Origin of the sequence: Actinomadura rubrisoli, from assembly GCF_004349215.1 — a bacterium.
In the GTDB taxonomy this organism is placed as follows: domain Bacteria; phylum Actinomycetota; class Actinomycetes; order Streptosporangiales; family Streptosporangiaceae; genus Spirillospora; species Spirillospora rubrisoli.
The window spans coordinates 1-12326 of the sequence record NZ_SMKU01000284.1; the positions used below are offsets into that span (position 1 = coordinate 1).

At 73.4% G+C, this 12326-nt stretch carries 13 protein-coding genes; 4 read left to right on the forward strand and 9 right to left on the reverse strand.

The annotated features are described in order from the left end of the window. Window positions 1-65 precede the first annotated feature (65 nt). Genes E1298_RS35475 through E1298_RS35510 form a run of 8 tightly spaced genes read right to left on the reverse strand, consistent with a single transcriptional unit; the run spans window position 66 to window position 7196 of the window. A complete protein-coding gene (locus tag E1298_RS35475) occupies window positions 66-692 on the reverse strand; it encodes a TenA family protein (protein ID WP_131901196.1) in 627 nt (208 codons plus the stop codon). After that, the gene (locus E1298_RS35480) at window positions 689-1435 is read right to left on the reverse strand and encodes a glutamine amidotransferase (RefSeq protein WP_207945033.1); all 747 of its coding nucleotides are present in this window, start codon (window positions 1433-1435) and stop codon (window positions 689-691) included. The genes E1298_RS35475 and E1298_RS35480 overlap by 4 nt, the downstream gene beginning before the upstream one ends. A gap of 49 nt (window positions 1436-1484) precedes the next feature. Then, window positions 1485-2534, reverse strand: coding sequence for a phosphotriesterase family protein (locus E1298_RS35485; protein WP_131901200.1), 1050 nt, complete (start codon window positions 2532-2534; stop codon window positions 1485-1487). After that, window positions 2531-3547 (reverse strand): ABC transporter permease, encoded by a 1017-nt coding sequence (locus E1298_RS35490; protein ID WP_131901202.1) that lies wholly within the window; start codon window positions 3545-3547, stop codon window positions 2531-2533. Before E1298_RS35490 ends, E1298_RS35485 begins: the two co-directional genes overlap by 4 nt. Window position 3548: 1 nt before the next feature. Beyond that, complete coding sequence (locus E1298_RS35495) at window positions 3549-4304, reverse strand: ATP-binding cassette domain-containing protein (RefSeq protein ID WP_131901204.1); 756 nt, start codon at window positions 4302-4304, stop codon at window positions 3549-3551. Continuing rightward, on the reverse strand, window positions 4304-5329 hold the full coding sequence (locus E1298_RS35500) for a substrate-binding domain-containing protein (protein WP_131901206.1): 1026 nt from the start codon (window positions 5327-5329) through the stop codon (window positions 4304-4306). The genes E1298_RS35495 and E1298_RS35500 overlap by 1 nt, the downstream gene beginning before the upstream one ends. After that, window positions 5326-6324, reverse strand: a complete 999-nt coding sequence (locus E1298_RS35505) for a carbohydrate kinase family protein (RefSeq protein WP_131901208.1) — start codon at window positions 6322-6324, stop codon at window positions 5326-5328. The genes E1298_RS35500 and E1298_RS35505 overlap by 4 nt, the downstream gene beginning before the upstream one ends. Beyond that, a complete protein-coding gene (locus tag E1298_RS35510) occupies window positions 6321-7196 on the reverse strand; it encodes a BtpA/SgcQ family protein (RefSeq protein WP_131901210.1) in 876 nt (291 codons plus the stop codon). The genes E1298_RS35505 and E1298_RS35510 overlap by 4 nt, the downstream gene beginning before the upstream one ends. 142 nt (window positions 7197-7338) lie before the next feature. Here E1298_RS35510 and E1298_RS35515 point away from each other — a divergent pair, with 142 nt between their 5' ends. Further along, complete coding sequence (locus tag E1298_RS35515) at window positions 7339-8379, forward strand: LacI family DNA-binding transcriptional regulator (RefSeq protein ID WP_131901212.1); 1041 nt, start codon at window positions 7339-7341, stop codon at window positions 8377-8379. A 46-nt stretch (window positions 8380-8425) separates the two neighbouring features. Further along, complete coding sequence (locus tag E1298_RS35520; RefSeq protein WP_131901215.1) at window positions 8426-9532, forward strand: M20 family metallopeptidase; 1107 nt, start codon at window positions 8426-8428, stop codon at window positions 9530-9532. A gap of 224 nt (window positions 9533-9756) precedes the next feature. Here E1298_RS35520 and E1298_RS35525 read toward each other — a convergent pair whose 3' ends face one another. Next, complete coding sequence (locus E1298_RS35525) at window positions 9757-10377, reverse strand: hypothetical protein (protein WP_131901217.1); 621 nt, start codon at window positions 10375-10377, stop codon at window positions 9757-9759. 541 nt (window positions 10378-10918) lie between these two features. Here E1298_RS35525 and E1298_RS35530 point away from each other — a divergent pair. Together E1298_RS35530 and E1298_RS35535 are read left to right on the forward strand one after the other, a co-directional pair. Continuing rightward, a complete protein-coding gene (locus E1298_RS35530) occupies window positions 10919-11947 on the forward strand; it encodes a permease (RefSeq protein ID WP_424923187.1) in 1029 nt (342 codons plus the stop codon). Window positions 11948-11987: 40 nt separating this feature from the next. Then, a partial coding sequence (locus E1298_RS35535) for a DUF1980 domain-containing protein (protein ID WP_131901221.1) occupies window positions 11988-12326 on the forward strand: 339 nt, incomplete at its 3' end.

Genomic DNA, 12326 nt, shown 5'->3' on the forward strand with positions numbered 1-12326 from the left:
CCCCGACCCCGCACCCCTGCGCCGCGGGCGGCGTCAGGCGTAGACGGCGTCAGGCGTAGACGGCGTCAGGTGTACACGGCGTCGTGGAAGGCGATCTCGGCCTCCAGCATCCCGCCGAACCAGCGGACGAGCAGCTCGTCCGGGACGTCGGCGGGCAGCGCGTCGACCTCCTGGGCGAGGGCGTCCACGCCCTTGCGGAACGCCTCGTCCGCGTGGAGCGCCACCCAGTCGGCGACCGGGCCGGACGGGACGCCGCCCTCCTTGTGCGCGCGCGTGCACCAGGTGAGATAGAGGCTCTCGGCGGCGAACAGCACGGTCATCACCGCCGGATACCCGCCTTCCCGGGCGGCCGCGAGGGCGAATTCCGAGAGGATCCCCGCCCGCTGGACCGCCTCCGCGCGCGCTTGGACGGGCCAGGCGGCGCGGGCGGCCCGGAAGTAGTCGGCCTGTTCGGTGGTCAGCGCGTGAACGGCCCGGGCGTTGCGCTCCATCGCCGTCCAGTTCGGGGCGTCCCATACCGCGAGGCCGTGCAGCCGGGCCGCCGTCGCGACGAACGACGCCTCGATCTCCAGGTAGTCCGCGTACTCCTGGTCACCGATCGTGCCTTGGCCGACCTCCCTGGCGAACCGCATGTCCAGCGCCCTTCCCATGGTCGCGGCGCAGGCGTCGAGGAGGCGGTGCGAGCGCGTCATCCGGCCAGCCATTCGACGATCCCGCCGAACACGCGGGCGTAGCCGTCCCATGCCTCGCAGAACGGCTTGGGCGCCCAGTGCGGCGAGCAGTCGGAGGTGAACACGGCCGAGCGGCCCGCGCCGTAGTGCGCGACGGCGACCAGCGGGTCGTCGTTCAGGGTGGCCAGGACGTCGGCGCTCCGGCGGGGCCGGACGCGGTTGTAGCCGAGCAGCGGCGGCCATTCGCCGTCCACCCCGCCGAGCGCCGGGTGATCGGCACGGGCCACCGCCGCCCGCGCGCCCGCCGGGAGCTCGACGCGGTCGTCCTCGGGCAGCAGCTCGACGGGCAGCACCTCGTGCAGCACGGTGTTGCGGAACGCGGCCTTGGCCTCGAAACCGGTGAAGGACAGGTATCCGCCGATCATCAGCAGCCCGCCGCCGGCGGCGACCCAGCCGCGGAGGGCGCCGAGCCGGTCGGTTCCGGGCGTGGCCTGCTCGAACACCTCGGGGGCGAGCTGGAGGGAGTTCGCGCCGATGTCGGACAGCACGACCACGTCATAGGCGGCGAGCGCGTCCGCGTCCCCGGGGAACTCCGCCGGGACGAGGTGCGCGGGCAGGTGGACCACCTCGTGGCCCCGGCCCTCCAGGGCCCGGCGCAGCGGCTCGACGCCGGTCACGTACGAGCTGGTGGTGAACGAGTCCACCCCCTTGATGTGGGTGGACTGGGTGACCCAGCTCTCGCCTGCGATCAGGACGCGGCTCACTATCGATCCTCTCTCTCGTCTTCTCTCGTTCGGGTGGGACCCGGACGGGTCAGGCCGCGGCGGCGTCGAACAGCCGGGCCGGGTTGTCGCGCAGCAGGCCGTCCGCCACCTCGGGGGCGACGCCGAGACCGGCCAGCCGCCGGACGAACAGCCGCGGGACGTACTGGAAGCCGTTGCCGCCGTAAGCGGTGAGCATGCTCTTGAGGAACACGTCGTGGCTGAGCAGCAGGCGCCCGGCGTGGCCGCGCCCGATGAGCCCGGCGACCGCGCGGGCCGTCTCGTGCGGGGCGGGCGACTGGCCCTCGCCGGGGTAGGAGAACGGCATCCCGATCATGTCGAACTCCAGCCAGACGCCACGGTCGGCCACGGCGTCCTGGTAGGCGGGGTCGTCGTGGGACGGGTCCATGTGGCACAGCACCACGGCGCCGGGCGGCACGCCGTACTCGTCCAGGACGATGTCGAGCACCTCGTGCGCGCGGCGCTGCCAGCCGGGCAGATGGACGTACAGCGGCACGCCCGTCTCGCGCTGGGCACGGGCGGCGGCGCGCAGCGCGGTGTGCTCGTCCGGGGTGAAGTCGGCGGACACCCCGATCTCGCCGATCACGCCGGGGCGGACACCGGTGCCGTCCACGCCGCCGGTGAACTCGGCGGCCAGCTCGGCGGCGAGCGCCCGCTCCCCCGCCGAGGACAGGTGGGCGGGGTGGTAGCGCTCCAGGTACCAGCCGGAGCCCATCACGATCCGCAGGCCGCCGCGCTCGGCGAGCGAGCGCAGGGCGCCGGGGTCGCGGCCGAGGCCGGCCGGGGTCACGTCGACGACCGTGCCGCCGCCCGCCGCGGCGAACGCGCGCAGGTCGGCGAGCATCGCCTCGTCGTCGTCCAGCGTGCAGTGGTCGAGGCACGCGTACGGCTGCTCGCGGAGCAGCCAGGCCAGGGCGGGCGTGGTCTCGGCGTCGCGCAGGAACGCCAGCTCCGGGTCGTCCGGGACCGCGACCGCCTTGCGCACGTCGTTGCGCAGGTGCTCGTGCGTGAGCGTGAGCCCGAGGTCCGCGCTGGGCACGGGCCCGGTCACCGTCATCACCGCGGCGCCCGCGCCGGTCATGATCGTCCCGCCAGGCGGGCGGCCAGGTCGGCGAGGGAGCGCCCGCGCAGGTTGATCCAGATCGCGCCGAGCAGGACCAGGCCGGTGACGATCGGGGTCAGGAACGGGCTCACCCCGAGCAGGGTCAGCCCGTTGGCGATCACACCGGTGATCACGGCGCCGATGATGGTGCCGATCATCGTGCCCCGGCCGCCGAACAGGTCGGTCCCGCCGAGGACGACGGCGGCGATCACCGTCAGCTCGAAGCCCTGCCCGGAGTTGGCCGAGCCCGAGCCCAGCCGCGCCGCGGTGAGCAGCCCCGCCACGCCCGCGGCCAGCCCGGCGAGCATCAGCGTGATCATCTTGATCCGGTCGGTGTCCACCCCGGCGCGGCGCACCGACTCCTCCTGCGAGCCGATCCCGTTGACGTAGGTGCCGAACCGGGTCTTGGCCAGCAGCACCGCGCCGATCACGGCGGCGGCGAGCGCGATCCAGGCCAGCGCCGAGAAGCCGAGGAACTTCGCCTCCCCGATCTCGGCGACGTACAGCCGCCGGTCGATCGGGACGGAGAACCCCTTCGTCCACAGCTGCGCCAGGCCCCGGATCACCGACATGGTCGCGAGCGTGACGATGAACGGCGGGATCCGCTGGTAGGCGGCCAGCCAGCCGTTCACCGCGCCCCAGAACAGCCCGGCGAGCAGGGCCGCCGCGATCACCAGCGAGGAGTCCCAGCCCGCCTTCAGCATCTCGGCGGTGCCGACGGCGACGAACGCGACCGTCGAGCCGACCGACAGGTCGATCTGCCCGGTGGTGATCACGAAGGTCATGGCCACCGCGACGATCAGGGTGATCGCCACCTGGGTGGCCAGGTTGGACATGTTGTCGAAGCTCAGGAAGTTGTCCGCGGTCAGCCCGAAGCCGGCGAACAGCAGGACGGTGACGACGGCCATGGCCAGCGTCGCCTTGTTGGCACGTTCCCACCGGCCGGGGCTCTCGGCGAGCACGGTGGGCGCGGGCGGGGCCTGCACGCTCATCTCAGGCCACCTCCTCGGCGGTCTCGGAGCCGGAACGGGTGATCATGGCGACGAGCCGCTCGATGTCCAGCGCGGACACCGGCTCGTCCTCCACGCTGCGGCCCTCGTACATGACGGTGATCCGGTCGCAGACCTCGAACAGGTCCTGCAGCCGGTGGGTGATCAGGATGACGCCGACACCCTGGGCGGCGACGTCGCGGATCATCCGCAGCACCTGGCGGACCTCGGCGACGGCGAGGGCGGCGGTCGGCTCGTCCAGGATCAGCACGCGCGGCTGGAACGACACCGCCCGCGCGATCGCGACCGCCTGCCGCTGGCCGCCGGACAGCTGCCCGATCTCCTGGTGGGTCGACTTCACGCGGACGTGCAGCTCCGACAGCGTCTCGGCGGCCTTGCGGTGCATGGTGCGGCGGTCGATGAACGGCCCCTTGCGCGGCTCCCGGCCGAGGAACAGGTTGCTCGCGACGTCGAGCGTGTCGCAGAGCGCGAGGTCCTGGTAGACGATGCCGATCCGCTCGCGGCGGGCGTCGGCGGGGCTGGCGAAGCGGACGTCGCGGCCGTCGATGGCGATCTGCCCGCCGTCGTGCTGCAGCGCCCCGGCCAGCACCTTCATCAGCGTCGACTTCCCGGCGCCGTTGTCGCCCACGAGGCCGAGCACCTCGCCGGGCGCCAGCGTCAGGTCGACGCCGTTCAGCGACTTCACAGGGCCGAAGGACTTGGTGATCCCCTTCAGCGTGACCAGCGGCTGATCGCCCATCACTTCTCCAGGTAGTACAGGTAGTCCCGGACGTTCGCCGGGGTCACGATCTGGGTCGGGACCGGCACGTTCCTCGGCGCGGCCCGCTTGCAGGCCAGGTCGATCGCGGCGTTCATCGCCGCGTAGCCGAACTCGAAGGTGTTCTGCTGGACGACGCCCGCGATCCAGCCGGCCTTCAGCCCGTCCACCGCCTGCGTGGACAGGTCCCAGCCGACGACCTTGAGCTTCTTGGTGCGCTGCTGGCTGACGACGGCCGCCGCCAGGCCGATCATCGCGGGCTCGCCGGTGGCGTAGGCGTAGGGCAGGTCGGGCGCGCCGGTCAGCAGGTTCTCGGCGGCGGTCTGAGCGTTCTCCTGGATGTTGCGGCCGTCCACCACGTTCTTGATCTTCATGCCGCCGGCGGTGACCCCGTCGGTGAAGCCCTTCTGCCGCTCATTCTGGATCGTGCTGTTGAGCGCGCCGACGACGCCGATCTCACCGGTGCCCCCGGAGATCTTGAGCAGCGCGCCGGCGATCAGCTTGCCGCCCTCGGCGTTGGCCGTGCCGACCTGGGTGGACACGGCCGGGTCGTCCACCGTGGCGTCCACCGCGACCACCGGGATTCCGGCCGCCTTCGCCCGCCGGACCGCCGGCTTGATGCCCTCGGTGTCGACCGCGTCCACGATGATCGCGTCGTAGTGTCCCGCGACCAGGGTGTCGATGGCGTTGGCCTGCTTGGTGGAGTCGTCCTCGCCGTTGACGACCTGCACGTGGGCCCCGGCCTTGCCCGCCACGGCCTTCGCGCCGGTGTTGATCTGGTTGAAGAACAGCGCCTGAAGGTTGATCGGGACGATCCCGATCTTCGGCGCCCGGCCCTGGACCTTGCACGCCTGCGCAATCGTCTTCGGCGGCGGCGGGCCCTGCTCGGTCGCCTTCTTCTCCGCCGCGATCTCGCGCCGCGCCTGCGCGTCGCAGCCGGCCGCCGACACCAGCAGCGCGCCGGCCGCGACCGCTGCGGCCGCCGCGGTCACCGTACGTCGCATCATGCCTCCTCTCCGTGGGACCGGGCGGGCGCGCCGGAGGCGCCGGTGCCCGGATGCGATCCGGCTGTTTCGCTATGGGCCGCGCCGTCGCGGGCGGCATCGGGACGAGCCGCACCGGGACGGGCGGCATCGAGGTAGGCGAGGACGGCGTCGCGGTGGGGCAGGCCGTCCCTAGCGCCGGGCCGGGTGCACGACAGCCCCGCCGCGACGGCCGCGACACGCGCCGCGTCCAGCGGCGCCGCGCCCCGGTCCAGCTCCGCGCAGTAGGCGCCCGCGAAGCAGTCCCCGGCCCCGGTCGCGTCCACCGCGGTGACCGCGATCGCCGCGCCGGAGTGCCGGCCGCCGTCCGGCGTGAACAGCGTCCAGCCCCGGGCACCGTCCGTGACCACCAGGTTTACCCGATGGGCGGCGGCCTCGGCGGCCAGCGCGCCGTCCCCGCCGAGGAACGCGGTGGCCTGCGCGCGGCCCACGATCGCGTGATCGGCGGACGCGAGGGCGGCGCGCATCGCCCCGGGGCCGTCGCAGCCGTCCAGGTCCACCACGACGCGCGGGCCGCCGGGGTCCCCGAGGACGGCGGCCGCCTCGGGGAAGCGGTAGCCGTCCAGGTAGAGCCATCCGGCGCCCGCCTCGCGCGCGGACCGGACGACGCCGGCGATGTGCCCGGTCGTCACCTCGTCGTCCTGGCTGATGATGGAGCGCTCGCCGTCGGGGGTGAGCAGGACGACGGCCGTGGTGAGGGTTCCGGTGCGGGCCGTCCAGTCCGTCCCGACGCCGTCCGCCGCGAGGGACGCGAGGAAGGCGGTACTGGACGCGCCGGGGCCGACGACCCCGGCGAACCGGGCCGCCGCGCCCATCCGGGCCGCCGCCACCGCCGCGTTCGCGGCCATTCCGCCCTCGCCGCGCCGCACCCCGGTGGCCTGGACGCGGGCGCCGGGCCCCGGCAGCTCCGGGACGGCGACCGTCAGGTCGACGTTGGCGTAGCCGCAGAAGACGATCACGGCAGGACCACGCCCGCCCTCGCCGCGGCGGCGGTCAGCTCCCGGACCTTCGCCGCGTCCACCCGCCCCCACCAGCGGCCGTTGTCCTTGACCGAGGACGCGACGATCACGCCGTCGCACGCGGGCAGCAGCCCCCCGACGTTGCCCGCGGTGATCCCGGACCCGATGACGACCGGGAGGGTGGTGTGCGCCGCGATGCCCTCGACCTCGTCCAGGGCGGCGGCGTCGCCCGTCCGCGAGCCGGTGGCGATCAGCACGTCGGCGCCGAAGAACTCGGCGTCCTCGGTCTGCTCGGCGAGCGTCCGGTCGGCGACGATGGCGTGGGAGCCGTGCTTGACGTGCACGTCCGCGAAGACCTTCACCGGGCCCGCGCCGATCCGGCTGCGGTAGCGGGAGGCGTGCGCCGACTGGCCCTCGATGATCCCCTCGTTGGCGACGTAGGCGTTGGCCCACTGGTTGACCCGCACGAAGCCCGCGCCGCCCGACCAGGCCGAGGCGATCGAGCACTCGGCGGCGTTCGACAGGACGCTGACGCCGAGCCGCCCGCCGGTGGCGTGCCGCACCCGGTCGGTGATCACGGCCATGGCGGCGGCGGTCTCGTACCCGTGCTCGCCCGGCTTGAGGAACGGGATGTCCCAGTGGTTCTCGACGATGAGGCCGTGGCACCCGCCGTCCAGGTAGGCGCGGGCCTCCTCGACGGCGAACGCGCAGATCTCGTCCAGCGCGACGCCCTCGTAGTGCGGGCTGCCCGGCAGGGGCGGCAGGTGCACGACGCCGATGACGACCTTCGGGGTGCCGAACAGCGCCTCGATCGCGTTCGGCCGGGGCGGGAACACGCCCAGCGCCCGCTCGCCCTCGGTGGGCCGCACCATGTCGCCTCCTGTGTAATCGATTGCAGCGAAGTTGTTCGTGAACGGTAGATAGCGAATTGCCCCACGTCAAGGGTCTATACTCCGAAGCAGCGGTTACCGATCTTCAAGCTCTGACGTTCGATCGTCTCGGAGAGGTAAACGATTGCAGCGGGTCACGATCGCCCAGGTCGCCGAGCGGGCGGGGGTCTCCACCGCGACGGTCTCGCGCGTCCTGTCGGGCCGGGGGCCGGTGTCGGCGGGGGTCCAGCGCAAGGTCAGGCGCGCCGCCGAGGATCTCGGCTACCAGGTCAACTCCATCGCCCGCGCCCTGCGCAACAGCCGCACCGACACCGTCGGCATGGTCGTCCCGAGCATCTCCAACCCGTTCTTCACCTCGCTGGTGGAGAGCGTCGAGCACGCCCTCGGACGGGAGGGCAAGGAGCTGTTCCTCTGCGACGCCCGGTCCGACCCCGAGATCGAGGCCAGGCGGCTCGCCACCCTCGTCGCCCGCAGCGTCGACGGCATCATCGTCAGTCCGAGCCACGGCACGCTGAGCGGCGCCGCCGTGCAGGAGACCGCCGACCGGCTGCCGCTCGTCCAGCTCGACCGGTTCGTCGGCGGCACCAGCACCGACTGGGTCGGGGTGGACGACGTCGCCGCGATGCGCCAGGTCATGGACCACCTGCACGCGGGCGGGGCCCGGTCGGCGGCGTTCGTCGGCTCCCTGCTCACCAACTCCTCGACCGAGCAGCGCTTCGCCGGGTTCCGGCGCCGCGCCGAGGAACTCGGCATCGCCGTCGACCCCGGCCATCTGCTCCTCGGCGACTACAGCGTCGACTGGGGCGAGACCGCGGCCGCCCGCCTGTTCGCCGCCGGCGGCACGCCGCCCGACGCGGTCGTCTGCGCCGACGACCTGATCGCCCTCGGCGTCACCCGGGCCTGCCGCGCGCACGGCGTCGACGTGCCCGGCCGCGTCCAGGTCACCGGGTACGACAACATCGAGTTCGCGCGGCTGAGCGAGCCCGCGCTGACCACCGTGGACCAGCCCCGCGAGCGGATCGCGGCCGAGGCCGTCCGGCTGCTGGCCGCCGCCGCGGCCGCGGGCGGATCCGGGGGTGGCGGAGGGGAGGGGCGCGGGCCGTCGGCGCACATCGCGCTCGTCCCGAGCCTGGTCGTCCGCGACAGCACGCGGGCCGGAGCGTGACGCGAGGAAAGGTCGGAAGATGGGATCGGGAGATGGGAGCGGGCAGATGAGCGAGACGGGCTGGGCGCTCGGCCTGGCACAGCGGCTGGTGCGGATGGACACCAGGGGCGGCGGCGAGCGGAAGGCCGCCGACCTGGTCGCCGAGGTGCTGGACGGCGCGGGCTTCGACGTCCGGGTGGACGAGCCGGTCAAGGGACGGGCGAACGTCGTCGCCCGCTCCGGACCCGGCGGCCCGAGGGCGCCGATCACGTTCACCGGGCATCTGGACACCGTCCCCGCCGATCCCGCCGGCTGGTCGTTCGACCCGCTGAGCGGCGAGATCCGCGACGGGCGGCTGCTGGGACGGGGCTCCAGCGACATGAAGGCGGGGGTCGCCTGCCAGGTCGAGGCGGCCGTGCGGGCCGCGCGGGACGGCCTCGGGGACGTCCAGTTGGCGTTCACCTTCGGCGAGGAGACCGGCTGCGACGGCGCCGCGATGATCGACGACTCCTCGCTCGCCCCGTCCGACCTGCTCGTGGTCGCCGAGCCGACCGGGAACCGGACGATCCTCGGCCACAAGGGCGTCCTGTGGCTCAAGGCGACCGCGCGCGGGGTGTCCGCGCACGGCTCCAGGCCCGAGCTCGGACGCAACGCCATCGCCGCGCTGGCGGCGGCGGCCACCCGCGTCCACGGGCACGGCGGCTGGCCCGTGAGCGCGACCCACGGGCCCGCGACGGTGAACGTCGGCACCTTCCACGCCGGCGTGCAGCCGAACCTGGTACCCGACCACGCGGAGATGCGCCTCGACGTCCGCACCGTCCCGGGGTTCGGCTCGGAGGACGCGGTCGCCGCGATCGCGGAGCTGTGCGGCGGCGAGATCGAGATCGAGCGGCTGTTGGACCTGCCGGGCGTCGCGACCGACCCCGCCGCACCGGGGCTGCCCAAGGTCCTGGAGACCCTGGCGCCGGGCTCATCCGCCGCGGCACCTGAGTACGCGACGTACTTCACGGACGCCTCGGTGCTGACCGCCAAGCTCGGCGCGCCCGCCGTGGTGATCTACGGTCCGGGCGACGCCGAGCAGGCCCACGTCACCGACGAGAGCTGCTCGGTACCGGCCATCGCGGCGGCCACGGAGGCCCTCTACCGCCTCCTGTGCGCCGGATCGCCCGGTTGAGCGCCCGCAGCGCCCGCGCCGCCCGCGCCGTCCGCAGCGCCCGCGTCGCGTAAAGTCCGATGAAACGCGAAATGGGGATGCCCCGGCGATCAAAAGATCGCCGGGGCATCCCCATTCTCGCGTCCGGCAGCCCTGCCGGATGAACCCGAGGGCATTGCGCGCCGGGCCTCACTTGATCGCGATGTGAGGCCCCTCACGAATTGCCCGGGAGGCCGGGAGGTACCTTAGCCGAGGGGCTTGGGGGCGCCGCGCTTGCCGGCGCCGGAGCCCCACTTGAGGACCTCCCACTTGACGCCCTGGAGGTGGCCCTCGCCGCCACCGACGTTGTACTTGCTCGCCGGCTTCTCGCCGTCCAGCAGGTACCGGAAGGTGTAGGTGTCGAGGTCCAGCATGACGCCCCGGTGGGACGGGCTGCCCGGGCCGCGGTCGCCGACGAAGCCGGTGATGCTGCGGCCGTTGTAGGAGACGCGGACCTTGGTGTGCAGGGGCCAGCTCGGGCTGGCGAACAGGCCCTTCTGCATCGGCTTGCCGCCGGCGGGGGCGCCGGTGTCGCCGTTCACGCCGGAGCCGTCGTCCCAGAAGTAGGACGCGGTGGTCCGGCCGGACAGCAGCGCCGCCGGGGACTTCCTGGCGCGCTTGACGTCCGAGGACGTGTCGCCGCCCTTGGCGTGGTGCTTCTTGGCGGGGGTCTTGCCCTCCTGCGAGGTCATGGCCTGCTGGGACAGGAGCTGCTGCTTGCTGGGAGCGGAGTCGTCGCTCGCGGCCGCCACGCCGGCGACCAGCATTCCGGCGAGGGCTGTGCCGGTGACGCCGGTAAGGACGACATTGATCGCTCGCTGCTGCATGGGTTTCCTTCGTTCGGGGAACAGGGCTGCCGTTCCACGCCGGAGCACAGGGGTCGTCCGGCTGCGGAAACGGGGCCGAGCCTCGGCTCGGGAGATGCCGCCGTCGCGAAGAAGACCCGCTGCAGGAAGTCCTGAGAAAGTCCTGTCGAAGGGCCCGCGGACATGGCGGGCCGTGCCCGCGCTCGATGGCGCGCGCCCGTCCTTGGGCGTGCGTGAGTCACGGGCTTCGATGAAGCGGGAAGGATGCCGACCGGGGGCTCATGGGCCCTGCGCGGTCGCGGCCGTTGCATGGACGGCCGCAGTTCGGCGTTGGATCCCGCCTGGCGGGCGGGAAGCGACGGCTCTGCGATTAGGCCTGGTCAACGGTTCATGACCTCGGCCTTGCAACGACTATATACGGCATTACCGGAGTTTCAAGAAACGGGCGATTTCTTTACCTTTTGCCAGGTAGATCATTTTGCCGGTGACTGGCCCGCATGCCCTTTCCCATAAGGGCTCAGGATGGCCGCGGCGGGGGCCGGGGTATGGGACGATGAGCCGCATGACCGAGCCCGCCGGCCTCCGGACGGCCGAGGACGATCTTCTTCCCCCCGCCGACTGGGCCCCCGGCCGCGCCCTCGCGCCCGGCACCCGCGCCGCCTGGGCCTTCGCCGCGCTGGCCGCCGTCCTGGTCGCCGGGCGCGCCTTCGCCGCCCCCGTCATCGACGCCCGCGCCCTGGACGCCTGGACGACGATCTTCGTCGCGATCTGCGTGCAGGCCCTGCCCTTCCTGGTCTTCGGGGTGGCCCTGTCCGCCGCGATCACCGCGTTCGTCCCGGCCTCGTTCTGGCGGCGCGTCCTGCCCTCCCGTCCGGCGGCCGCCGTACCCGTCGCGGGCGCCCTCGGCGCGGTCCTGCCGGGCTGCGAGTGCGCCTCGGTGCCGGTCGCGGGCGGGCTCATGGCCCGCGGGGTGGCCCCCGCCGCGGCCTTGACCTTCCTGCTGGCCGCCCCGGCCGTGAACCCCGTGGTGCTGGTCGCGACCGCCGTCGCCTTCCCCGGCGCCCCCGAGATGGTCGTCGGCCGGTTCGCGGCGTCCCTGCTGGTGGCCGTCCTGGCCGGGTGGACGTGGGCACTGTTCGGCAAAGGCGAGTGGATCCGGATCCCGTCCCGGCCGCACACCGCGGGCGGCGCCCGCTGGGACGCGTTCCGGCAGGCCATGCGGCACGACATCATGCACGCGGGCGGCTTCCTCGTGGTCGGGGGCCTCGCCGCCGCCACGATCAACGTCGTGATCCCGTCCGCTTGGGTGGACGGCGTCGCCGGCGTCCCGTGGGTGCCCGTGCTGGTGCTCGCGCTGCTGGCCGTGCTGATGTCGATCTGCTCGGAGGCGGACGCGTTCGTCGCGGCCAGCCTCACCCAGTTCTCGCCCACCGCCCGGCTGGCGTTCCTGGTCGTCGGGCCGATGGTCGACCTCAAGCTGATCGCCCTGCAGACCGGCTTCTTCGGACGGCGCTTCGCCGTCCGGTTCATCCCGCTGACCTTCGTCCTCGCGGTCGCGGTCAGCACGATCGTCGGAGGGATCCTGCTGTGAGCGCCGGAAGCGCCGCGCCGAACGCCGCCGGGGGCCTGCTGTGACGCGCTCCGCCCAGAACCTGCTGCTGGTCCTGATCGGCGCGGCCGTCCTGTGGATCACCCTGGGCAGCGGCGAGTACGTCAACTACGTCAAGCCGGGGTTCCGCTACCTGCTGGCGCCCGCCGGGGCCCTGCTCATCCTGCTGGGGGCCGCCGGGCTGCGCCGCGAGTGGCGCGAGGCCCCCTCGCGGGCGGGGAACACCCCAGGACACGAGGTTGTTGACGATGGGCACGGGCACGACCATTCGCGCGGCCCCAGGGTGGCCTGGCTGCTGTGCCTGCCCGTCCTCGCGATCTTCGTGGTCGCCCCGCCCGCGCTCGGCTCGTTCACCGCCGCC